Genomic DNA, 23,857 nt, shown 5'->3' with positions numbered 1-23,857 from the left:
TCATGCAAGAGATTGAATTGAGATTTTTGGTTCCACAAGCCCGCCTAAAAGGTCTTATGCGCCAAGTAAAAGTAAAGTCATCAGAGGTTACTCTAATGTCTGCCCATTATTTTGATACGCCAAAGCAAGAGCTTGCCAAACATGGCATTGGTCTGCGTATTCGCCGTGAAGGACAGGAGTGGGTACAAACTATAAAAGCGCGCGGTGATGGCATTGCGGCGCGCTTAGAGCACAATATGATTTTAGATAACGAGCAAGTAGCAGCTATGCTGAGGACCGATAGCTTATTGCCGGATTTATCCATTTACAAAGAGACTGCCATTGCCCCTGCTCTTGCCGATTTTAAACTCAAAAAACTAGCGAAAAAACTAACTCGTCAATACGTCACTGACGTTGAGCGTACTACTCGCCTATTGGTTGATGAGGATAAAAAAGACGATAGCGATAAGCAAGACAAAGCTAGCACCATTGAAGTCGCCTACGATTATGGCAAAATCATCCATGGCGATGATGAATCGAGCACACAAAGTATTCAAGAGATAGAGTTTGAGTTAGTATCAGGCGAGTTGGATTTTTTATTTACCACTGCCAAAGTGTGGTGCAAACGCTATAAATTGTGTCTCTCCACCGTGACCAAAGCTGAGCGTGGTGGTCTACTTATTAATGACTGTGATTACAGTCCAGCGGTTAGAGCTAACGTCAAGCAATTAGCCTTTGAGCAAGACATTAGCATGCCAGCGTTCATCCGTGCTGCCGTGCATAATTGTCTATTACAAATACTACCTAATAGCAGCGCTATTGCCGATGGTAGCGATGATCTTGAGCACGTATTGCAGCTACGTATAGGGTTACAGCGGCTGCGTACCGCGCTAAAGGCTTTCAAAAAGTTCTCTGAACAGCTCAATCCAGAATGGTTGGCTATCCTAAAACAAACGGCTAGCTTACTTGGCGACTATCGCCAAATTGCTTATTTAAGTGGCGATATAGAACCTAGACTACAGCACTCTGGCGCGCCAAAAGTAGATTGGAGCGCTGAGAATAATCAGATAAAGATCAAGCCTATCGATGCGGTACGTGCTAATGACTTTCAGCTCACCTTACTTGAGCTTATCGACTTTACGATGAGTGATGTCACTCTTGAGGCAAAAGCTGATAAAAAGGCTAAAGATAAATTAGCAAAAGTACTCTCCAAACAACATATTAAGCTGCTTGAGGCGGCGCATGACTTTGAAGACCTTGGTTTTGTAAATAAAGACGCTAAAGAGAGTGAATTTGTAGAAAATAAAGCCAATAGTAACGAAAACAATGATAGTAATAACAGTGGCAACCTAACAAACGATGCAAATGATTTGCAGACGGCGGCGCAGACTCAGCATAAACTACGTAGACAGATTAAAAAAATGCGCTACATTAGCGAGTTTGCTGCGCCGCTGTATTCAAAAAAGAAAACTAAGCGCTGGCTTAAGCGGCTAAAAAAAGCGCAGCAAGTGCTTGGAGAGTCTATAGATAATAATCACTATCAGCACTATTATCAGCAAAAATCCAGTATAGATGCCAATGCATTGTATGGCGCTGGCTGGTTTTCCGCGCAGCTCAAAGCGGATACTAAACGCTGCAAAAAACGCTTGGATAAAATGCAGAACGCTACTAGCTTTTGGTAAACGGTTATTAGCGAATCGATGAATTATTAACAGGACGCCCTAACCATATTTTGTTAGCTGGCTATAAGCGTTACGGGCGTCCCTTCATCTACTTGCCTATAAAACTCTACAATATCTGCATTACGCATACGCACACAGCCATGTGAGAGCGGCTCATCCATCGGCTCATCATCAGGAGTACCATGGATATAGATATAGCGCTGATAAGTATCACAGCAGCCTTGCGCATTATGACCGCTGTTTACTCCATCCTCCAAACCTTGCAACCACAAGATGCGGCTCAGTATCCAATCCCGCTTAGGATGCTTCTCACCTAACGCTATATTATAGATCTCGCCTGTAGCAACGCGGCCGATAAACACTGTATTGATAGGATACTCGCCACCGATTTTTTGGGCGATAATATGATGACCCAATGGTGTACAGCCGCTGCCCTCCTGACTACCAATACCATTTTTGGCGGTCGATATCTTGTAGCGACTGAGCTCTTTTTTATCTTTATATAAAATCAGCGTTTGCGTAGTAATATCAATCACTACCTGCTTTGCTGGGATTTTTCTATTTTTCATTGTAGTTATCTCTTTAATATTTATTTTTTAATATTTATAGGGTTATCAATAACATCAAAAACCGCCCAACAAATTAGCAAAATTTTATAATGTAAAGGGATTGTATCTGTGCACATCCCACCGTAAGATAGATGAACACTTTTTGATGCTAGCAGATTATGACCACTATTTCACCGACACGCGTGTCGATGTATGATTTTTTGTATCAAGATATTCAGCCTTTAGTCTCCTTACTGGCTGATACCGCTGCCTTATCCCTACCGCAGACCCGTTTAGCTATGACGAGTAGTTTGCAAGCTATAGTTGCTGCGCTATTAGTCTATCAGCAGCGCTATCAAGGACAAGCTGTCCACAAAAAGCTGTTTTCGCGCGCGGCTGTTAAAGAGTTACGCCAATATAATGCGATGAATTTTGCAACGCTAAATGCCACTTTGTATCATCGTCATGATGTTACTGAGACTTTATTTATCAGTAGCGCCAGTATTAATGAGGCTTGTAGCCATATAGCAGAGCGGATCGATGCTACAGCCGCGCAAGTTAAGATTCTACTTAGTAATTTGACCATTATAGTACTACGTGAGCTAGCTATTTTGGCAGACTATAGCCAGCTTAATGACGAAGAGCTAGATAAATGGTTTGCCTTGCAACCACAGTTTTTATCCGCCGAGCGTTTTGCAGTAGAGCAGCAGACTTATAACTCTATCGCTGTTGATAACGAAGAGTTTACGGATAGTAAGCAAAAGGCTAGTCCTAGTATTGAAACGGATAGCAGTATTGAGACGGATAGTAATATTGAGGCGGATTCGAATCCTATGCAAAATACTTATCATATCACCTCTGAGGTAGCCGTTATTACGCCGCCTGTATTTGATCACTACTGGTATAAGCTAAGCGGTTTTGAGCCAAGCTCTAGCCCTTCAGCGCAGGACATGCAGCAGGCCACTTCTAACTATCTAAAAGTCATCGGCCGCTCTGCTGAAAATAGACAACAAGGTCGGCATAATGATTTATTAGTCTTTAATGAGATGCCCAATATCGCCCTACCGCACCAGCGCTGGCTGCTACAGCTAGCAAAAATATCCGATATTTATTTGAGTCGCAATCGTTTGCGTATTACCTCTGAGCCAGACAGTCCGCCGCAGCGCCCCTTGGTGAGTTTGAGCTTACTTGCTAGTAATAGTGACGATACGCTAGCAACGATTAGTGAAAAACCTATCGAATATGACAAGCCAAAACCGCTATGGAAAAACCCGACTATTATTATTACTTTTTTAGTTATCGCGGTGCTAAGCGCTTTGGCTTTTATCAAATATAAAGTAAAACAGGCAAATGCTCAAAGCGCTATCGCTACAATTGAGACACAAAATAATGCCGATCGTCAGCAGCAAGATGTGGCTATCGTAAAAGTAGAGGAAGAGGAAGCTATTGAAACTGACGAAACCACTAAGTAGCTCATAAAAACCATAAAAAAAAAGAGGCGCTAGTTATTTACTAGCGCCTCTTTTTTTATTGATTTACCACTTCGCTAAACTCAAAGCCTGTTTAGCTCTATTCATTTATTTAGAGAGGTCGCGACCACGACTAGCTTCGATAGCTAAACGTAGACCATTTAGACGAATAAAGCCTTCAGCGTCTTTTTGATCATAAGCACCTGCATCATCTTCAAAAGTGGCTATTTTTTCATCAAACAATGAATCATCTGACTTACGACCGACGACACTGACGCAGCCTTTGTATAGCTTGACGCGTACCGTACCATTGACATGCTCTTGTGACTTGTCGATGAGCGCTTGTAGCATTAGGCGCTCAGGGCTAAACCAATAGCCATTATAGATAATCTTAGCGTAACGCGGCATCAGCTCATCTTTTAGATGCGCCGCCTCGCGATCTAGCGTTAACGACTCAATCCCGCGATGCGCTTTGAGCATAATAGTGCCCGCTGGCGTCTCATAGCAGCCGCGCGACTTCATGCCGACATAGCGGTTCTCTACGATGTCTAAACGGCCAATACCATGCTTGCCACCAAGCTCATTTAGCTTAATCATCACCTCATAAGGCTTAAGCGCTTCACCATCAATAGCGACGATATCGCCTTTTTTGTATTCTAATTCCAAATACTGGGCTTCATCTGGAGCTTCTTCTGGGCTCACCGACCAGCGCCACATATCCTTTTCCGCCTCGGCATAGGGATCTTCTAAGATACCACCTTCATAAGAGATATGTAGCAGGTTGGCATCCATAGAATAAGGGGACTTGGTTTTATTACCAGCATAATCAATGGCAATGTCATGCTCTTCGGCATACTTCATCAAGCTCTCACGGCTTGATAAGTCCCATTCACGCCAAGGCGCGATAGTGACAACTTCAGGAGATAATGCGATTGCGCCTAGCTCAAAACGTACTTGATCATTACCCTTACCCGTAGCGCCATGACTGATAGCGTCGGCGTTATGCTCTTTGGCAATCTCAACCAAGCGCTTAGCAATTAGTGGCCTTGCAATAGACGTTCCTAGTAAGTACTCACCTTCATAGATAGCATTGGCACGGAACATAGGGAACACATAATCACGAGCAAACTCTTCACGCAAGTCCTCGATATAGATGTTTTTTATACCCATCGCCTCAGCTTTGGCGCGCGCCGGCTCAACCTCTTCACCTTGACCGATATCAGCGGTAAAAGTGATAACTTCGGCATCATAAGTCTCTTGTAGCCACTTAGCGATAATGGATGTATCTAGGCCACCAGAATAGGCTAGAACAATTTTATTAATGTTTTTTGGATCAAGTTGAGCCATAAATAACTCCTGTTAGTATAATTTAGTGATAAATATAAAGGTAACAAGCAAATAAAAAGGAGAAAAGCTGAAAACTAAGTCAAAAATAGATTCAAGCACCAGTGTACATCATATTTGCTATAGGCAAAAGTCTAACCGTGCGCTAGCGGCATTAATATCAGGAGGTGAGCGTTTCTTTTTGGCAATAATTATGTAGAGAAGTCGCTGCACATATTCAGTCAAGCCTACAAATCTGCTATGATAGCGCTAAAGTAAACCTCCTTATATTATGACCTTTAAGTCTCTTTATCTCACCAATGAACCTATTGAGCGCTATGATTCCTACTATTGATCCGATCACAGAGTTAACTATCCTGCAGCCAGATGATTGGCATATTCATTTGCGTGATGATGGGGCTCTTGCCACCACCGTACCTCATGCTGCCAATAGCTTCAACCGTGTCATCTGCATGCCAAACCTGGTACCACCTGTCAAAAACGTTGATGATGCTCAGGCCTATCGCGAGCGTATCTTACAGCAATTGCAAGCTAGCGATATTGCTGCTGAACGCAAAGCGGCATTTGATCCGTGCATGACTTTATATATGACCGATCAAACCACTGTCAAAGACATCGAGCTGGCAGCGCAGTCTGGTATTGTCAAAGCGGTAAAACTCTATCCGGCTGGTGCAACTACCAATTCAGCTGATGGCGTCACTGATATTAATGCTCGCGCCGATATTTTTGAGGCGATGGAGAGGCATAACCTGCCGCTACTCATTCATGGCGAGGTCACTCATAGTCATGTGGATATCTTTGATCGTGAGAAGCGCTTTTTAGAAGAGGTCATGGGACAGATTATCGGTAAGTTTCCAACGCTTAAGATCGTCATGGAGCATATCACCACCAGTGACGCGGCGGACTTTGTATTATCGCAAGGCAATCATGTCGCGGCCACTATTACCCCGCAGCATTTAATGCTCAATCGTAATCATCTATTGATTGGCGGTATCAAACCTCATTTTTATTGCCTACCTATTCTAAAGCGCGAAAGTCATCAGCAAGTGTTGTTAGATGTCGCTACTAGCGGCAATCCCAAATTCTTTTTGGGTACAGACTCAGCGCCGCATGCTACTGATAAAAAAGAAGCGGCTTGCGGCTGTGCGGGCTGCTATAGCTCGGCTGTAGCGCTTGCTTTATACGCCACGGCTTTTGATAGCGTTGGCAAAATCGATAAATTAGAAGGTTTTGCTAGTCGTTTTGGTGCACAATTCTATGGCTTACCTTTGAACCATGAGACTGTGACTTTGACAAAAACGCCAATGCAAGTCCCAAGTGCTTACCCTTACTTTGACGGCTCGACTCTTACCCCGCTAATGGCTGGTGAAACCCTTCCTTGGTCTATTAAAGCTTAGCTAATAGCTCATTGTGACTCTAAACTTCGCCGGTGAGCAGAGTTTAGCCGTTAGCAGAACAGCTCTTTTACCCCTGATAACAAGCGATTTAAATGGTTATGACTATTCAAAGCAAAACTGTTTCAGTTACCGATTCAGCTAATGACTCAGCTGCTAATTCAATGACTAAAAACTCCGTCAATACTAATGACAACAATCCCACTGCGTCAAGCTCTTCAAAGATAGAAGCTGAGCACACTACAATGACGCTAAAAGAGCGTTTTCGTAAGTTTTTGCCAGTGGTGGTTGATGTCGAGACCGCAGGCTTTAATGCACAAACGGACGCTTTGTTAGAGATTGCCTGTATTCCTATCTTGATGGATGATGAAGGAGTTTTTTATTTAGGGGAGGCGTTAAACGCCCATATCGAGCCCTTTGAAGGTGCTAATCTTGAGCCTAAGGCACTGGCCTTTACTGGTATCGATCCTAATAATCCTATGCGTAAAGCTGTCGCTGAGGACGAAAAAACCGCGCTACGTCGTATCTTTAAGGAGCTCAAAGAAGTACGCCGCGAGCAAGAATGTCGTCAATGCGTGCTAGTAGGTCATAACGCTCATTTTGACTTAGGCTTTTTGAACGCCGCGGTACTGCGAACCAATAGTAAAAATCATAGCTCTTTTCATCAATTCTCAGTGTTTGATACCGTAACTTTGGCCGCTTTAGCCTTTGGACAAACCGTGTTAGCGCGAGCTTGCAAAGCGGCTGGCCTTGACTTTGATGGTAATGACGCACATTCAGCACTTTATGATACCCAAAAGACCGCTGAGCTTTTTTGTCATATTCTTAATAACTATCCTATGTTGGCCAATGCTTTACACGCCGAAAAGACAGAAGAAGAAGCGGACAATGAAAAAGCTGACGATTAGTTTTTAATCGGCTTATAGCTTACTGGTTCTTACATAGCGAGTTGTATTGTTTACATGATTCAAGTTGCTCATAGTGCTAAATACCACGTACTATGAGTATTGAGCTCAACAATAAAAAGGACTTTGCTATGGAACCAGACCATATGATATGGGGCACCATAATAGGTTACATGCTACTAGCAATCACTATCAGTTGCGTCACCTCTTTATGGATTCGTCATCATTTGAAAAAAAATAACTTACATCCGCGTCGTGCTCTAAAAAAAAGATATTTAACGTTAAAAAAACGTAGAAAAAAGCTTGACAGTAATCACAGACGCTATTAGAATGTGCACCTCTTCAGCATAAATGGTGAAAGCAGCTGAAGGTGTAGTACCTAGTCCCCATCGTCTAGAGGCCTAGGACACCGCCCTTTCACGGCGGTAACGGGGGTTCGAATCCCCCTGGGGACGCCAAATATTAAAATGCTTTTTTTAATATTAAGCGTTTTGAAAACCTTCAAAGTCTTATAGATTTTGAAGGTTTTTTTATACCTGTCTTTTTGTGTACGCTCTTAGGTTCTTAAGCTTTAGCTATAAACGAAAAAAGCCAGCTTAGCGCTGACTTCTTTAGTTGTTTTATCTAGAAGCAATATTTACTCGAGACTGTATTTGCTCGAAGCTGTATTTAATCAAAGCTGTAGAAGATAGACAGTTAAAAAATACTTAATTAGAAAACATAATCAACAGCCTTAATACTAATGCTAGCTGCTCTAAAGGTATTCTAAATTTTATCCGCTAAGACAAACCAGACTAAGGCCAGCATAATCAACACTGCTAACACGGTCTGAATAAGAAAAAATGCCTGATGCTGGCCGACAACTTTGCTAAAGGTCAATCCAAGGGCGCTATACTTTATAGGTTGAATATCACTATCTCCTGCTGTTTCTTGGTGCTCATAATAATCTTGTAACACATCCAAAAACTGTTGCCATTGACTGGTGCTCCAATCATACGGTTTAAATGGCATCAGCGCTTTAACTTTAGGATCTTTTATCATCCAACGCTCAAGGATGATAGAGCGTAACGACCAACTGGTAAAACGACGCTCAGAGATAGGCGAGAAATCTAAAGTCTGCATATCTTTATGCCGATCGTCTTTTAAAATACGGTTTTTCAGATTGGTCAGAGCTTGCTCTGAGCCTTCAATATATTGAAAGAAATAGCCGTTGCCATAACAAAGGATTCCTGAGATATCATCCGTTTTATTATGTTTTATTGAAACCTCAGCGATATCATTAAGAGTGCTCGCTCCTGACAATCCTATAGAAGTAATACGACTGATGTATATAAATTGATAGAGATCACTATTGTCCGGATTCGTCATTTCTTTAAGCTTTGACAATCAGATTCTCCTTATTATGATATGAACCAATAGATAAGCTAGCTAGTTAATGCATAACTAGTGCTCATAACAAATAATATAGAGGCATGACAAGATTGCTTAAAAACTCTTGATATATTATTGATATTATAACATTTTTGGTGGTGTTCTAAAAAGTATGCTGGCGATAGAAGCCAATAAAAAATCTATGCTAAGTTCTCTGATTCTATAGGGCTTTCAAGGCTTCAAAAACTGTTCAAGTTTTAATCAGCATACTTTTTGACACACCACCACATTTTTAATTTAATTGTATAAACTTAGTTACATCATAGGCTTTTTTCGTCAACAAAGCAAATCCATATGTAAACTTACCTTAATCAACAATATTTTACTAAAGCTAAATAATACCTGATGTAAGAGTATTTTGCTATACAAATGTTTAACAAGTTTGATACATGAGCCTATTTATAAGCTATTATTTACTTGGTTGAAAATGCTATTGAGGAATTATGATATTAAAAAACGAAGGGTAGCGTTTGTAGTAATAAGGAACTATAGATTTAAGAGATAATCTACAGCTTAGAATGTGCTTGAGTCGCTAAGATAGCGGACAATAAAATGGCGTCTTCTGGAAAGGTTAATTTAATATTTTGGCGACTACCTGCTACTAGACGAATAGGTAGCTTTAGATGTTCAAAAGCACTCGCCTCATCAGTTATATCTAACTGCTGGTCCTCAACATAATTTAGTAGACGGCTTAGCTCTCCGACCCGAAACACTTGCGGAGTCTGCGCTTGCCACATCTGACTGCGATCGACAGTCTTGTCTATATAGACGGTATCGTCTATAAATGATGATAGGCTTCTGTCAATATTAGTAACAGTGTCAGGAGCAATCTCACTGCCAATGCTACTATCCATCTTTGAGAGCTTTTTAGACTGCTTTAAAGTATCTGCCACCGGAGCGGCAAGAATAGCACCATAAGGCTCAAGCATGGCTGCGCTTATGACCTCATCGATATCAGCTATTGGTACCGCAGGACGCGCAGCATCGTGTATCACTATCAAATCACTGTTATCCGCGCCATTATCAATGATAGCCTTTACGCCAGCTTGTACCGACTGCCAACGCTCTTTACCACCGATGACATAATGCATAGGTAGCTCAAAAGCTAAGTTTTTGGCTACCTGATCGTCAGCGGCAACGACTAAAAAGCAGCTACCTATGTAAGTACTGGAGGCCAGCCTATGTACGCTATGCTGCAATAAGGTTTTATCATTCAAAGTAGTGTACTGTTTGGCAACGGCAGCACCGAAACGACTGCCGCGACCTGCCGCGACAATCATAGTATGTATATTGGGAGTGATATTCATGACAGTCTTATCATTGATAATAAAATGAAGCGACTAATTATAGCGGCTGTGAGTGATAGGGGCAGTAGATACTTGCACAAAAGTCTCATGAGGTTTGATTAGCCCTAGATCTAAGCGAGCATGCTCTTCTACCGCTTCAAGACCGGTCTTTAGATCGTGGACATCCGTACGTAGCAGCTCATTAGCAGCCATTTGATTATCATTAGACTGTTGTTGCTCTTCAATCTGCTTCAAAAGCTGATTGCTAGCAAAATGGCCGTTATCGCCTAACCAATATTGGTATTGTAGACTTAACAATACCGCTACCGCTAAAGCAAATAACATAAACTGGCTAAAATATTTCATAGGAAAACTTCATAAAAATGATGCCAAACAGTCTTTTTTGAACTCTTAACAAGACCGTTTGGCTTAGATCGGCTATTAGCTACCCTTTAGCCACGTAAACCGATGAATTCATCCGAGCCGCGATAGCTGGCACGTACTTGCTGCTCGATACGTAATAACTGATTGTATTTTGCAACGCGATCTGAGCGGCACAGCGAGCCGGTTTTAATCTGCCCTGCTGCGGTACCTACTGCCAAATCAGCAATGGTGCTATCTTCAGTCTCGCCTGAGCGATGCGAGATAATCGTCGCGTAGCCATTCTTTTTGGCCATATAAATGGCGTCTAGAGTTTCAGATAAGGTGCCGATTTGATTAAATTTGATCAAGATGGCGTTGGCAATATGCTTATCGATCCCTTCTTGCAAAATAGCAGGATTGGTCACAAATAAGTCATCACCGACTAGCTGAACCTTGTCACCGATTTGCTCTGTTAAGTACTTCCAGCCATCCCAATCTGATTCATCAAGACCGTCTTCGATAGAGATGATTGGATACTGACGGGTCAGCCCTACCAAATAATCGGAGAATCCTTGGCTATCAAAAGTCTTATTACCCTCGCCTGCCAAGATATATTTGCCGTCCTTATAGAATTCACTAGCGGCGCAGTCAAGAGCTAGATGAATATCCTCACCGGCTTTATAACCGACTTGCTCAATCGCTTGCATGATGACGGTGATGGCTTCTTCGTTGCTACGTAGGTTTGGCGCAAAGCCGCCTTCATCACCAACTGCGGTATTTAGACCTTGTGACTTTAAGACTGATTTTAGGCTATGAAAAATCTCTGTACCTGCGCGCAGTGCTTCTGAGAAGCTAGTAAAGCCCACAGGCTCGATCATAAATTCTTGAATATCTACCGTGTTATCGGCATGCTCGCCGCCATTTAAGATATTCATCATCGGCACTGGCATGGTCAATGATGTCTGATTACGCAAATTGGCTATGTACTGATGCAAAGGCAGGCTTTGTGACTTAGCCGCCGCTTTGGCAGTCGCTAAAGATACCGCTAGCATAGCATTAGCGCCTAAGCTCTCTTTATTGTCAGTGCCATCGAGCGCAATCATGGCATCGTCGATTTTTTGCTGTTCGGTGACATCTTTATCGATCAAAGCGCTACGTATTTGGCTGTTGACGTTAGCCACTGCTTTTTTGACGCCTTTGCCCATATAGCGATCTTTGTCGCCGTCACGTAGCTCTAGCGCTTCACGTGAGCCCGTTGATGCGCCACTTGGTGCAGCGGCACGGCCAATAGTGCCATCCGCTAAGGTCACATCTGCCTCAATTGTCGGATTACCACGTGAGTCTAAGATTTCACGAGCGCGGATGTCTTTAATGGCGGTAACGTTAGTGGTTTCTTCAGCGTACATAATATTTGTTAATTCCTTTGGTCATGCCAAGTTTACGGGATAAAAAAGGGACGATAAAAATCAGCTATATTGTTTGGCATCATAGCATAAATTCAATAAAATTTTGCGACGCTTTACTAGAACTATTTTAGTTATCAGCAGTGCTCATTTGTAAAGGTTCAACAGAGCCTATGCAGCACTTTGTTTGGTTATAACAGGCTTAGAGACAGTATTATCCAGCTCAACCTTGGTTTTGAAACGCGTTAGACGCAGCGCGTTCATCAAGACGGAGATGGAGCTTAGCGCCATAGCGGCGGCGGCTATCATCGGGTTTAAAAACCCAAAGGCAGCCAATGGAATACCCAAGCAGTTATAGATAAAGGCAAAGAACAAATTTTGTTTGATATTACGTAAAGTAGCATTGGCAATCTTTTGCGCCGCGTCGATGTGCATTAGCGACTCACCCATCAAACGCGCTGAGGCACTATGCTGTGCTACATCTGTCCCTTCAAACATTGCAAAGCTAGCATCAGCGGTTGCCATAGCGGGCGCGTCATTGACACCATCACCTGCCATCGCCACTTTATGACCCGCCGCTTGTAATTTGGCGATTTGACTGGCTTTATCACGAGGACTCATCTTACCATAAGCCTGATCTATACCAAGTTGCCAAGCTACGTGATCGACCACCGATTGCTTATCACCGCTCATCAAAATAACCTTGAGACCCGCCTCTTGTAATGAAGCGATCGCTTGCGGCGTATCAGCTTTTAGATCATCAGCCAAGGCAAAAGCACCAAGCGGCTCGTCGTTGATACTAATCGCCACTGTACTAGCAATTTGCCAAACTTTGGGCATCAGTCTTGGAAAACTGAGATTAGCAAACTCGGCGGTACCCACTTTGACCAAACCTAAGCCCTCAATATTGGCCTGAATACCCGCCCCTTTAATTACACTAATATCGGATACAGGTAATAAATCCAACTGACGCGCGTGAGCGGCATTGACCATAGCGGTAGCTAGTGGATGACTAGCATGCGCCTCTAAGCTTGCAGTGATTTGTAAAACATCATCGATAGCTAATGACTTATCGACCATCAGCTGATCAACGATAGCAGGCTTACCGATGGTTAAGGTGCCGGTCTTATCAAGGACAACAGTATCGATACTACCTGCCGCCTCCAAGCTCTGCGCGTCTTTGAACCAAACGCCGTGACGAGCCGCCACCCCCATACCTGCCATAATAGCCGCTGGGGTTGCTAAGCCTAAAGCGCAAGGACAAGCAATCACTAGTACAGAAACCGCATGCATCAAGGCGGTATTGAGCGCTCCTGTCAGCCACCACGTAATCGCAAAAGTAACGATAGCGATAGCTACTACCACAGGTACAAAAATAGCGGTCACTCTATCGGCAAGACGCGCCAAATTAGCTTTTGAGCCTTGCGCGTCGCTAAGTGCTTGTACCATATCGCCAAGCTTGGTATGGCTACCTTTGGCGCGGACACGGTATAACAAGCTACCATTTTCGACCAAAGCTCCGGCTAATAACTCATCCCCAAGGTCTTTTTTTAGCGGTATCGATTCGCCCGTTAAATGACTCTCATCGCACCAACCGCTACCTTCGATTACGGTGCCATCCGTTGCAACGCGGCTGCCTTGCTTGGCGCGCAATATATCGCCTATTTGCACATCAGCCAGTGCGACATTGGCAAAACTACCATCAGGCTGTTGTAACTCAACTTCGTCAGGAGTCAGTGATAATAATAAATCAATACTGTTTAGGCTGTGCTTTTTGGTGCGCTCCTCAAGATATTTACCGGTACGCACAAAGGCAATAACCATCACCCCTGCTTCAAAATACACCGCCGGGCCAGCCCCGTGACCACTAGCATGACCACTAGCATGGCCACTTTGTAATAAGCTTGCCAGCGTACCATCACCATGCGTCAGCCACAGATAAGTCGAATAAGCCCAAATAGTCACCGTACCGATCACTACTAGCACGTCCATATTGGCAAGACCGCCTTTGATAGACGCCCAAGCACTGCTATAAAACGGTAAAGCTAAACCAAACTGGACAATGGTAGCAAGAATAAACTGAATCCAAACCGGTGGCATCCAAGCCATGCCAAACCCTGTCAGCATGCCCGCCATACCTACCAAAAAGGGTAACAAACAAACCCATAGAGCTATCAGGCGCCAAGGCCATTTTGTCGCAGTATCCTCATCCGTTTTGGCAAACAAGCTATCAGCGGCTTGCAGATTGGCAACAAAACCGGTCTTATTCACCCATTCAGCGATTTGCTCAGGCGTGGTCTGTGCCGGATTATAATCAACATTGGCAGTTTCGCCGGCAAAGTTGACACTAACCTCATAAACCTCATCCTTTTTATTCAATACCTTCTCAATCCTTGACGCACAAGCCTGACACGACATACCATCAATAGCTAATTGCAGATGCGCGCGCTCTGGCTGCAACAGATCATTTGCTTGAATATCGGTGTTGACTTCGTAAGAGTCTTTAGTAGCTGTGGAATTGGATTGAGTCATAAAGGACGCTCGATTAACGATAATTAAAGGATAAGTATATTGTAGTAGTTACTATAAGATTAGGCTATAACCTTTGTTTTCAAGTGTGCTTTCATCAATAGTGTTGTTAAGCTCATAGAAACGTTTATAAGCTAAAGTACTAGTCTGTGTCAGTGCCACGGTAAATGTTCAACAGACCCTAACCAAAAAACGATAAAAACTCTAGCTACAAAAAAACCAGCCATGGCAAATAGCTGGTTTTATCACTAACAAGTTATACGGCTAATTGATCATAAAAATTATGAATTAGCCACTGTCGCTTCAAATCCAGCGTCATCAATAGCACTAGCAATCTTCTCGGCACTCGTCTGCGCGTCATCAAAAGTAACCGTTGCTAAGTTATCTTGCAAATCGACAGCGATACTTATCACGCCATCCATACCGACAGTAGCACCGTGTACGCTCTCAACACACTTCTCACAAGTCATGCCATCTACTTTGATTATTCTAGTTTGGTTTGCCATGTTAGGCTCCTTATTATTTTAGTTGGTTGGGTTTGCTAAGATGACAAGCTAATTTGTTACTTACTAATCGATGGCTTACTATCTTAGCGTTAATTAACAGTCATTGACCGTACTTATCTTCTTAAGCATTAAGGTATTAAAAGATAAGCGGTAGTTATTTACGGTAAGTGATATTATCATCAACTACAAGTGTAATTGGTTAACCGTTTATTAAGCGCTTAATAAACGGTTAATTCAAAAAAGCTATACTAAACAAAATAGTCAAAGCGCCTAATCATAAACCGCTTATTTAGTGAAGCTAACCTAGTTATGATAACGCGGGTTTTGCGGCGCATCGATAGGAAAAGGCTGAGTCACATAATCCACCATAGTAATCGCTGCTGTCAAAGCATGAATACTAGTATCGGTATCATCATAACTTACCAAAGCGGTCTTATCAGCGACATCAAGCTCGATGGCAGTTACTCCATCAATGTTTTTTAAGGCAGTCATTACACTCTTGAGACCTTCTTCGTCATCGATGTTTTCAATACTTACTTTTGCTACTTGTATAGCCATAACCTTATCCTTCTAAACAGTTAAATATTGGTTTATGTCTTATTGAGTATCTAATACCGCAAAGCCTTTGACTAGCTCATCAATCTGCTTAAGCTGCTGCAAAAAAGGCTCTAATTGGCTCATGCGTAGCGCGCAAGGCCCATCACACTTTGCGCTCTCAGGACTTGGATGCGCCTCCAAAAACAGGCCAGCAAGACCCGTTGCCATGCCGGCACGAGCTAAGGTAGTAATCTGCTCACGGCGACCGCCAGCACTATCCGCGCGCGCGCCCGGCTGCTGCAAGCTATGAGTAACATCAAAAAATACTGGCACATTCATCTGCTTCATAGTATCAAAGCCTAGCATATCGACTACTAAATTATTGTAGCCAAAAGCGCTACCACGCTCGCATAATATAATCTTGTCATTACCCGCCTCTAAGCATTTATTAATAATATGACGCATCTCATGCGGCGCTAAAAACTGCGCTTTTTTGATATTAATAATAGCGCCGGTCTTGGCCATCGCTTCGACTAGATCGGTTTGGCGTGATAAAAAGGCAGGCAATTGGATAATATCAGCAACCTCGGCTACTGGCTGAGCTTGGTAAGGTTCATGCACATCAGTAATAATCGGCACACCGTATTTCTCTTTGATTTGCCCAAGCCAATCAACGCCTGTCTCTAGTCCAGGCCCTCGAAAAGAATGCAGGCTTGAGCGATTGGCTTTATCAAAACTGGCCTTAAAGACATAACCAATGCCTAAGCGCTGGCAGATATCGATATATTGCTCAGCGATCTCAAACGCTAGCTCTTTTGACTCTAAGACGTTCATACCGCCAAATAAGACAAAGGGTTGCTCATTACCGATAGTGATAGTGTCATTATTGGCAGTGTGAAGCTCAATCTGCGATTGCGCGGTTACTAAATTATCCATAAAGTCATTGCTCTCTTTATTGTTATTGCTGGTGTTTATAATAAGACCATTGTAACTGATAGCTCAATGAATAAAAGTATACAAGCGTAATTAGGGTATGTTTATGACGGCTGAAACGCTCTATATGCAGGGAGATATCCTCATAAAAAGTCAAAAAAAAGAGCAATCCGAAGATCACTCTTATTTAACGCTATAAAGCGAATATCCTACCTCTATTTACTATCGCTATATCTTTTGGCAGCATTGACAAAGCTATTAAATAGCGGATGACCACCACGCGGCGAGCTGGTAAACTCTGGATGGAACTGTACCGCGACAAACCAAGGATGATCGCTGATCTCGACCGACTCAACCAAATGCTGCTTGGCTGAATAACCGGAGATACTCATACCAGCGGCTTCTAGTGGCTCGATATAGCGATTGTTCATCTCATAGCGATGGCGATGACGCTCAGTAATAGTGTTCGCGCCATAAATCTGGCTAAGCTTACTACCAGCGACTAGCTCTGCTTGCTGTGCGCCCAAACGCATAGTACCGCCAAGATCAGAGTCGTCCGTGCGAATCTGCAGCTCGCCGCGCTCATCTAACCACTCGGTAATCAGACCAATAATCGGCTCACTACTTTTGCGATCAAATTCAGACGAGTTAGCATTGATACCTAGCACATTACGTGCGTACTCAATCACCGCAAGCTGCATCCCTAAACAGATACCAAGATAAGGCACTTTATTCTCACGAGCATAAGTGATGGCTTTTATTTTACCCGAAGTTCCCCGCTCACCAAAACCGCCCGGTACTAAGATCGCGTCGGCTTGCTGCAATCGCGCAAATAACTCCTCATCATCCTCTAAGCGCTCTGCATCAATATAGTCGATATCGACTTTGGTTTGATGGGTGATACCGGCGTGCAATAAGGCTTCGTTAATCGACTTATAGGCATCTGGCAGTTCCACGTATTTACCGACCATAGCGACAGTGACGTTCGATGCTGGATTAAGCTGCGCTTCGACTACTTTGTCCCAATCGCTAAGATCAGCTTCTGGCAAATCTAAACCAAAGCGCTCACAGATCAGATCATCAAGGTCTTGCTCATAAAGGGTACGCGGGATTTGATAAATACTTTGCGCATCTTCGCACATAATGACCGCGCGCTCTTCAACGTTAGTAAATAACGCAATCTTACGGCGGTTATCTGGCGAGATGTGATGATCCGAGCGACAAATAAGCACATCAGGTTGCAAGCCGATAGAGCGCAGCTCTTTGACAGAATGCTGAGTAGGCTTGGTCTTGGTCTCGCCGGCACTTGCGATATACGGCACAAGCGTTAGATGCATAAGCATGGCTTTATTGCGGCCAAGCTCCACTTGCATCTGGCGCACCGCTTCCATAAAGGGTAGCGATTCGATATCGCCTACCGTACCACCAATCTCGATGATAGCGACGTCATAGCCTTCACCGCTAGCGATAATCTTGCTTTTGATCTCATCAGTAATATGCGGGATAACTTGTACCGTGCCGCCTAAATACTCGCCGCGGCGCTCTTTATTAAGCACGTTTTGGTAGATACGGCCACTAGTAAAGTTATTACTCTTACTCATCTTTGAGCGGCGCAGAAAACGCTCATAATAGCCCAAGTCTAGGTCCGTCTCAGCACCATCTTCTGTGACGAATACTTCACCGTGTTGAAACGGGCTCATAGTCCCTGGATCGACGTTGATGTACGGATCCATTTTGGTCATTGTCACATTGACACCGCGCGCTTCTAAGATAGCTGCTAGCGAGGCGGCGGTAATACCTTTTCCTAGTGAGGACACTACCCCACCGGTCACAAATATAAACTTGGTCATAGTACTCAATCAGTAGTTGGTAAAGAAGGATTTTACTAAAAATACGCCATAAAATATAGGGCAAAAGCTAAACTCAGGCAAATTCTTAAATTTTGCTAGTCGCTAGTAGCTTTTATTTGCATAAATAAAACAATCCGTGCCAAGTAATAACGCGGGTTAGCGACTACTGTTTTAAAACAAATACTCTAAACCTGCGCCCACGGCAAATACTTTAATATCGGCAACTGAGTTACTAGCATCAGTTGGACTGGTATAATCCGCCCAGTTTTGACCAATATAACTATGCGCGATAATATTGTCCTTAACATTATATTCAGCGCCAACCACTAACTGATTGGAATCATTATTGCCAATGCCATTTAGGTTATCCGTTTTGTTATATTGAACATAAATAGAGGCAGGACGAGGCAGATAAGTTAAGCCTATTTTACTACTTAGTATCAGTCCCTTTTCTTTATCAGCACCTTTAAAATCATAGTCGGCTTGCTGATATACCGCCCCTAAAGTTATAGGTGTTGTTATATTTAGATATTTATCTAAGTCAATCGTTACTGTACCGCGAAAGGCATCACCGCCATAACTGACACTTTTAATATCATTATCATCACTTACCAAATCTAAAGTATCCAAACTACCGCTAGCTTCAATATCTTTACTATAAGCAAAAGCGGCAGTATAACCCGTCCCTTTATCAAGCTTTAAGGCTGCGCCATAGCCGTCATTACTACTATCAAAGCTATCGTCAGTCGCATATTGCAAGATGAGCTGTAAGTCCTGATACTCCGGCGCTATCCATAATACCGAATTATTCGATCGGGTGTAGTCAAGCATGTTTAGGGCGGCCACATTAGCATTACTATCAAGCGTTCTGGTGCCTAAATTATCCCAGTAACCTCTATTAAAGATAGGATCATATAAGTAGCTAAAAATAGAGGAGTTACGGCCTACTCGCAGCTCGCCATAGTCTTTGTTTTTTAGACCAAGATAAGTATCGCGGCTTTGTAGCGTATCACTATCATCACCATCGATATCAATGCCATATTCCAGCTGATAAATGACATCGGTATTGGCTGTCACAGGGTTAGCACCGCGAACGCCTAGACGCGAGAAGTAGGAGTTGAGCTGTAATGAGCTTTCGTCTGAGTCTGTCAAAGTGGGGTTACGATCATCATAATCGGCTTGTTGATCGATATAATCGGCTACCATAAAGGCTTTGCCATAGATCTCTGGCTCAGCTTGAGCCGTTTGTGTCATAAATACCCATAAAACTGGACTCGCTAACATCAGCGCTGCTTTTTTCATAAAACACCTTTGCTTTGTAATTAGCGACAAATGATATATACGCTAATAATTGGCTTGAGCTACCACTATTTTTATCACAAAAAAAACTCACCCCGAAGGATGAGTTTTTGGCATATTAGCTATGCAAGGGAGAGACTAGAATAAGTATTCTAGACCAGTACCAACAACAAGTACTTCTGCATCACCACGTGCAAAAACAGGAGCTAGACTGGTGTCAAGATAACTATAACCAACATTATCAGCTTTGTTCAAACCGGCATAAAGATGACCGATGATGTTATCTTTATAGAAGTATTTACCACCAACGACGATTTGATCTGAATCAGCATCATCAAGACCATCTAGATTTGATGTATTGTTGTACTGAGCATAGACAGAGGCTGGACGAGCAAAGTTAGTTAAGCCCATTTCAGCACTAATGACAAAACCTTTTTCTTTTTCAGAACTGTAATCATAATCTGCTACTTGATATAGCGCGCCTAGATTGATTGGGTAAGCCATATATTTACCTAAATCAACAGTCGCAGTACCGCGGATGATATCACCTTCAATGTTCTGATCTTTGTCATAAGCTAAGCCAGCAGTGAAACCTGTACCTTGATCGAATAACGCCGCTACACCGAAACCTGAATTGTCATTACCGTTAGCATCATCAGAGCTGTACATAGCTGATAGTTGTAATGGTAGACCATCGAATTTTGGAGCGGTCCAAATGATTGAGCTTTGAATACGGTTACTGTCTGCCATATTTAACGCTTCAACAACTTCACTTTCATTTCTAGTCTGGCCTAAGTTATCCCAGTAACCTTGGTTTACTACTACGTTGTCAATACGAGCTAGGCTTGACTGGTTTTTACCAACACGGAACTCACCAAACTGCTTGTTTACTACACCAAGATAAGTATCACGGTTAGTGAAAGTAGCGTTATCACCATCAATACTTGTACCATATTCTAAGCGATAGATAACATCAGTGTTAGCTGTCATAGCTTCAGAGCCTTTTAGGCCAATACGTGAAGCATGAGAGTTAATCTCTACGGTATCTTCATCATAATTATAAGGAGCATAAGGTGCATTTGCGTCAAATTCGGCATTGACATAGTCAGCTGCTAAGAATGCTTTACCATACAGAGTTGGCGCAGCATTTGCTGCAGATACAGATAGAGCGGCAACTGCTGTAGCTAAAAGTAACTTTTTCATGGGATATCTCCACTTTACAATTTTAGTAATGAGCATGCTTTTATTAGCGAGTGCTCATAAGGGTATCGTCACAAATCCTCAAAGATATAATGTGCAACTGGCTACCGAGATTAGTCAGAAACAAGTATGGCGAAGTTTTATTACCGTAAGATGAACAAACCCTAACTTACATAATGAAAGCATTAACGTAACCCTTAATGTAACTACCATGTAAACTTAAGTCTTATACGTTTTACCGTGTAACATCCGTTACCAAACTCATACTTCGGTTACAAGCATAACAACTTTGACATAATTTGCAACATCTTTTTAGCATTTAACTTTAATTTAATGACTTTATTTTCCACATATTTTTGTAAATAGATATACGGTTAATGGCTTAAAATAAAAGCGTCGAAATATCCTTATTTAAGTCAGTAAGTTGGCGCATAATGAGCTATCTATTGGCTGATTTATAAGGCATTAGAGCTAACTATTAACTAGCTTCTTTTATGTAACCATTTTATGCAATCAAAGTAACTATTAATCCTAGATGGATTTAAACCACAAAAAAAGCGCCCCTATTCTCTCAATAGGAGCGCTTAGTAAAATGGCGAAACTAACTAGCTGTATAACTTATAACGTCTACTAGCCTAATCTAGCTGGCAAAAAGCCATTAGTAGCCGCTTAGTGGCGTCTATCTACTAAGCGGCTAGTTAAACATGGCTGCTGACAGTTATAAGCTACCTTTTAGCGCACGGCGAGCTTGGTGCAATAATGGCTCAGTATAACCACTTGGCTGAGTACGACCTTTGAACACTAAGTCACACGCCGCCTGGAACGCAATCGAGTTGTCAAAATCAGGAGCCATATCACGATAGCTAGGGTCGCCAGCGTTTTGTTCATCGACGACTTTAGCCATACGTTTCATCACATCCATCACCTGCTCTTCGCTGACGATACCATGATGAAGCCAATTGGTAATATGCTGACTTGAGATACGTAAGGTTGCGCGATCCTCCATCAGACCAACATTATTGATATCTGGCACTTTTGAGCAGCCCACACCTTGGTTTACCCAGCGCACTACGTATCCTAAGATACCTTGCGCGTTATTCTCAAGCTCTTGGCGCTTCTCTTCATCGCTCCAATTGGCATCACTGGTCAACGGAATAGTCAAGATATCATCGACATCGGCGCGCTTGCGTGATTTTAGCTCATCTTGAACGTCTTTTACGTTGACTTGATGATAGTGCATACTATGCAAAGTCGCGCCCGTCGGTGAAGGTACCCAAGCGGTACTAGCTCCTGCTTGTGGATGAGCGGCTTTGGTATCCATCATCTCTTTCATCTCATCAGGTTTGGCCCACATACCTTTACCGATTTGCGCGCGGCCCTGCAAGCCTACTTCTAGCCCTACATCAACGTTCCACTGCTCATACGCGGGCTGCCATGCTTGCGACTTCATATCGCCTTTACGCACGAATGGCCCTGCATTCATACTGGTATGCATCTCATCGCCCGTACGATCTAAGAAGCCGGTGTTAATAAAGATGACGCGCTCTTTGGCCTTACGAATCGCTTCTTTTAGATTGACCGTCATACGGCGCTCTTCATCCATAATACCTATCTTGATGGTATTACGCTCAAGACCTAATAAGTCCTCTGAGGCATTGAATAAGTCATTAGCCATTTTGACTTCATCAGGGCCATGCATTTTTGGCTTAACGATGTACATAGAGCCCTTGCGAGAGTTTGACAGCTCATTTTTACCTTTAAGATCATTTAGGCTAAGTAGCGGCGTCACTAGCGCATCCATGATGCCCTCAAAGATCTCCTCTTGTCCTTCGCCTAAGTCCACTAAGATAGCTGGGTTTTGCATCAAGTGACCGACGTTACGTAGCAATAATAAAGAGCGACCTGGCAATACTAGCTCGCTACCATCGGGCGCGGTATAAACGCGGTCTGGGTTTTGCTTACGGGTACGAGTCTTGCCGCCTTTCTCAAAAGTCTCTTGCAAATCGCCGTTCATAAGACCGAACCAGTTGCGATAAACCTCGACCTTTTCTTCAGCATCAACTGCGGCAATAGAATCCTCGCCATCTTGAATAGCGGTGATAGCAGACTCAAGTAGCACATCTTTGATACCGGCCGCATCGTCTTTACCGATTGGGCTATCCTTATCAATTTGAATCTCAACATGCAAATTATTGTTCTTTAGAAGCACCCCTGTTGGGCTCTCAGCGTCCCCGACATAGCCTGCAAACTTACTGGCGTCTTGAAGCTCAGTGCTGCTATCACCTTGAACGACTTCAAGCTTGCCATCGACAACTCTAAAGCCCGTAACATCAGTATAAGAGCCTGAGGTTAGAGCAAAGTGCTCGTCCAAAAACTGCTTGGCATAAGCGACGACTGCCGCGCCGCGCGTCGGATTGTAACCGCCTTTGGCTTCTTGACCGTTTTCATCACTGATGACATCCGTACCATAAAGCGCGTCATATAGGCTGCCCCAACGAGCGTTCGTGGCGTTCAGCGCATAACGGGCGTTGCGTACTGGCACTACCAGCTGTGGTCCTGCGATATGCGCAATTTCGTCATCTACATTTTCAGTTGAGACTTGAAAGTCCTCACCTTCTGGCAATAAATACCCAATCTCTTGCAAGAACTGCTTATACTTGGCAAAATCTACTTCGCCGTTTTGGGTAGGGTTGTCTAGGTGCCACTGGTCGATCTTTTGTTGCATCTCATCACGAGTCGCTAATAATGCTTTATTACGCGGAGTAAACTCTTTGACTACTTTTTCAAAACCTGACCAATAACTATCCGAATCGACACCTACTTTAGGCAATACTTCGTTTTCAATAAAATCATACATCTGCTTATCAATGGCTAGAATGCCTTTTTGGATGCGATTAGCGTTTGCAGCTTGATTCATAGTGATGTCCTTATAATAGATAGATTCGTAGTGAGTTTTCTGATGAGGTAACATTCAACCCTCATCTTAAAGTTGCGGAGGTGGGCTTAGGACGGGTAATCTTTTATTACTGACCTTAAAACTAAAGATTATCCTACTATCAAAAAGAGAAATAAACAACAATATGGTATTTAGAAAATAAATGTTCGCATTATATAATTATGATAGCCTATAGCCCATCTACGCTAGATAGTATAATCAGGGTTAGCGGCTGATATGACTTATGAGTATGTCTAAACTGTA

The 23,857-nt window shown here is 43.0% G+C and carries 18 protein-coding genes and 1 tRNA gene; 5 read left to right on the top strand and 14 right to left on the bottom strand.

Features of this window, described 5'->3' with window-relative positions:
* Positions 1–2 precede the first annotated feature (2 nt).
* Entirely contained in the window at positions 3–1,661 is a 1,659-nt protein-coding gene (locus tag M0N77_RS02350) for a CYTH and CHAD domain-containing protein (RefSeq protein ID WP_353103178.1), read from the top strand.
* A gap of 53 nt (positions 1,662–1,714) precedes the next feature.
* Here the strand turns inward: M0N77_RS02350 and M0N77_RS02345 are convergent, their stop codons facing one another.
* A complete protein-coding gene (locus tag M0N77_RS02345; RefSeq protein ID WP_353103176.1) occupies positions 1,715–2,230 on the bottom strand; it encodes a L,D-transpeptidase in 516 nt (171 codons plus the stop codon).
* Between the two features lie 158 nt (positions 2,231–2,388).
* Here M0N77_RS02345 and M0N77_RS02340 point away from each other — a divergent pair, with 158 nt between their 5' ends.
* Positions 2,389–3,681 carry a hypothetical protein gene (locus tag M0N77_RS02340; protein ID WP_353103174.1) on the top strand — a complete coding sequence of 431 codons (1,293 nt, stop codon included), beginning with the start codon at positions 2,389–2,391 and terminating at the stop codon, positions 3,679–3,681.
* Positions 3,682–3,786: 105 nt separating this feature from the next.
* Here the strand turns inward: M0N77_RS02340 and M0N77_RS02335 are convergent, their stop codons facing one another.
* Complete coding sequence (locus M0N77_RS02335; protein WP_353103173.1) at positions 3,787–5,025, bottom strand: argininosuccinate synthase; 1,239 nt, start codon at positions 5,023–5,025, stop codon at positions 3,787–3,789.
* A 314-nt stretch (positions 5,026–5,339) separates the two neighbouring features.
* Between M0N77_RS02335 and pyrC the strand changes: the two genes are divergently transcribed.
* The 3 genes from pyrC to M0N77_RS02320 all read left to right on the top strand — a co-directional run bounded on the left by pyrC (position 5,340) and on the right by M0N77_RS02320 (position 7,779).
* Positions 5,340–6,419: a dihydroorotase gene (gene pyrC / locus M0N77_RS02330; RefSeq protein ID WP_353103171.1), complete on the top strand. Its 1,080-nt coding sequence runs from the start codon at positions 5,340–5,342 to the stop codon at positions 6,417–6,419.
* A gap of 242 nt (positions 6,420–6,661) precedes the next feature.
* A complete protein-coding gene (gene rnt / locus M0N77_RS02325) occupies positions 6,662–7,324 on the top strand; it encodes a ribonuclease T (protein WP_353105547.1) in 663 nt (220 codons plus the stop codon).
* A gap of 379 nt (positions 7,325–7,703) precedes the next feature.
* Positions 7,704–7,779: transfer RNA gene (locus M0N77_RS02320), tRNA-Glu, on the top strand.
* Between the two features lie 307 nt (positions 7,780–8,086).
* Here M0N77_RS02320 and M0N77_RS02315 read toward each other — a convergent pair.
* From M0N77_RS02315 to M0N77_RS02260, 12 genes are all read right to left on the bottom strand, one after another.
* Positions 8,087–8,707: a BLUF domain-containing protein gene (locus M0N77_RS02315; protein WP_353103169.1), complete on the bottom strand. Its 621-nt coding sequence runs from the start codon at positions 8,705–8,707 to the stop codon at positions 8,087–8,089.
* A 551-nt stretch (positions 8,708–9,258) separates the two neighbouring features.
* Entirely contained in the window at positions 9,259–10,059 is an 801-nt protein-coding gene (locus M0N77_RS02310; RefSeq protein ID WP_353103168.1) for a 2-C-methyl-D-erythritol 4-phosphate cytidylyltransferase, read from the bottom strand.
* A gap of 33 nt (positions 10,060–10,092) precedes the next feature.
* The gene (locus tag M0N77_RS02305; RefSeq protein WP_353103166.1) at positions 10,093–10,404 is read right to left on the bottom strand and encodes a septum formation initiator family protein; all 312 of its coding nucleotides are present in this window, start codon (positions 10,402–10,404) and stop codon (positions 10,093–10,095) included.
* Positions 10,405–10,490: 86 nt separating this feature from the next.
* Complete coding sequence (eno, locus tag M0N77_RS02300) at positions 10,491–11,807, bottom strand: phosphopyruvate hydratase (RefSeq protein WP_353103164.1); 1,317 nt, start codon at positions 11,805–11,807, stop codon at positions 10,491–10,493.
* A gap of 168 nt (positions 11,808–11,975) precedes the next feature.
* On the bottom strand, positions 11,976–14,336 hold the full coding sequence (locus M0N77_RS02295; protein ID WP_353103162.1) for a cation-translocating P-type ATPase: 2,361 nt from the start codon (positions 14,334–14,336) through the stop codon (positions 11,976–11,978).
* Positions 14,337–14,614: 278 nt separating this feature from the next.
* Positions 14,615–14,839 (bottom strand): heavy metal-associated domain-containing protein, encoded by a 225-nt coding sequence (locus M0N77_RS02290; protein ID WP_353103161.1) that lies wholly within the window; start codon positions 14,837–14,839, stop codon positions 14,615–14,617.
* Positions 14,840–15,142: 303 nt separating this feature from the next.
* A complete protein-coding gene (locus M0N77_RS02285) occupies positions 15,143–15,397 on the bottom strand; it encodes a cation transporter (protein ID WP_353103159.1) in 255 nt (84 codons plus the stop codon).
* A 39-nt stretch (positions 15,398–15,436) separates the two neighbouring features.
* Complete coding sequence (gene kdsA, locus M0N77_RS02280; RefSeq protein ID WP_353103157.1) at positions 15,437–16,312, bottom strand: 3-deoxy-8-phosphooctulonate synthase; 876 nt, start codon at positions 16,310–16,312, stop codon at positions 15,437–15,439.
* Positions 16,313–16,524: 212 nt separating this feature from the next.
* Positions 16,525–18,159 carry a CTP synthase gene (locus tag M0N77_RS02275; protein ID WP_353103155.1) on the bottom strand — a complete coding sequence of 545 codons (1,635 nt, stop codon included), beginning with the start codon at positions 18,157–18,159 and terminating at the stop codon, positions 16,525–16,527.
* A gap of 171 nt (positions 18,160–18,330) precedes the next feature.
* Positions 18,331–19,461, bottom strand: coding sequence for a porin (locus M0N77_RS02270; protein WP_353103153.1), 1,131 nt, complete (start codon positions 19,459–19,461; stop codon positions 18,331–18,333).
* Positions 19,462–19,596: 135 nt separating this feature from the next.
* On the bottom strand, positions 19,597–20,661 hold the full coding sequence (locus tag M0N77_RS02265; protein ID WP_353103151.1) for a porin: 1,065 nt from the start codon (positions 20,659–20,661) through the stop codon (positions 19,597–19,599).
* Positions 20,662–21,376: 715 nt separating this feature from the next.
* A complete protein-coding gene (locus M0N77_RS02260; protein WP_353103150.1) occupies positions 21,377–23,575 on the bottom strand; it encodes a malate synthase G in 2,199 nt (732 codons plus the stop codon).
* Positions 23,576–23,857: the final 282 nt, after the last annotated feature.

The organism is Psychrobacter sp. AH5, assembly GCF_040371085.1.
GTDB lineage: Bacteria > Pseudomonadota > Gammaproteobacteria > Pseudomonadales > Moraxellaceae > Psychrobacter.
This window is presented reverse-complemented; position numbering and strand designations above follow the sequence as displayed.

Excerpts from the sequence above, each read along its gene's own strand:
- M0N77_RS02350 (WP_353103178.1), top strand. The coding sequence starts at position 3 with ATGCAAGAGATTGAATTGAGATTTTTGGTTCCACAAGCCCGCCTAAAA.
- M0N77_RS02345 (WP_353103176.1), bottom strand. The coding sequence starts at position 2,230 with ATGAAAAATAGAAAAATCCCAGCAAAGCAGGTAGTGATTGATATTACT.
- M0N77_RS02340 (WP_353103174.1), top strand. The coding sequence starts at position 2,389 with ATGACCACTATTTCACCGACACGCGTGTCGATGTATGATTTTTTGTAT.
- M0N77_RS02335 (WP_353103173.1), bottom strand. The coding sequence starts at position 5,025 with ATGGCTCAACTTGATCCAAAAAACATTAATAAAATTGTTCTAGCCTAT.
- pyrC (WP_353103171.1), top strand. The coding sequence starts at position 5,340 with ATGATTCCTACTATTGATCCGATCACAGAGTTAACTATCCTGCAGCCA.
- rnt (WP_353105547.1), top strand. The coding sequence starts at position 6,662 with ATGACGCTAAAAGAGCGTTTTCGTAAGTTTTTGCCAGTGGTGGTTGAT.
- M0N77_RS02310 (WP_353103168.1), bottom strand. The coding sequence starts at position 10,059 with ATGAATATCACTCCCAATATACATACTATGATTGTCGCGGCAGGTCGC.
- M0N77_RS02305 (WP_353103166.1), bottom strand. The coding sequence starts at position 10,404 with ATGAAATATTTTAGCCAGTTTATGTTATTTGCTTTAGCGGTAGCGGTA.
- eno (WP_353103164.1), bottom strand. The coding sequence starts at position 11,807 with ATGTACGCTGAAGAAACCACTAACGTTACCGCCATTAAAGACATCCGC.
- M0N77_RS02295 (WP_353103162.1), bottom strand. The coding sequence starts at position 14,336 with ATGACTCAATCCAATTCCACAGCTACTAAAGACTCTTACGAAGTCAAC.
- M0N77_RS02290 (WP_353103161.1), bottom strand. The coding sequence starts at position 14,839 with ATGGCAAACCAAACTAGAATAATCAAAGTAGATGGCATGACTTGTGAG.
- M0N77_RS02285 (WP_353103159.1), bottom strand. The coding sequence starts at position 15,397 with ATGGCTATACAAGTAGCAAAAGTAAGTATTGAAAACATCGATGACGAA.
- kdsA (WP_353103157.1), bottom strand. The coding sequence starts at position 16,312 with ATGGATAATTTAGTAACCGCGCAATCGCAGATTGAGCTTCACACTGCC.
- M0N77_RS02275 (WP_353103155.1), bottom strand. The coding sequence starts at position 18,159 with ATGACCAAGTTTATATTTGTGACCGGTGGGGTAGTGTCCTCACTAGGA.
- M0N77_RS02270 (WP_353103153.1), bottom strand. The coding sequence starts at position 19,461 with ATGAAAAAAGCAGCGCTGATGTTAGCGAGTCCAGTTTTATGGGTATTT.
- M0N77_RS02265 (WP_353103151.1), bottom strand. The coding sequence starts at position 20,661 with ATGAAAAAGTTACTTTTAGCTACAGCAGTTGCCGCTCTATCTGTATCT.
- M0N77_RS02260 (WP_353103150.1), bottom strand. The coding sequence starts at position 23,575 with ATGAATCAAGCTGCAAACGCTAATCGCATCCAAAAAGGCATTCTAGCC.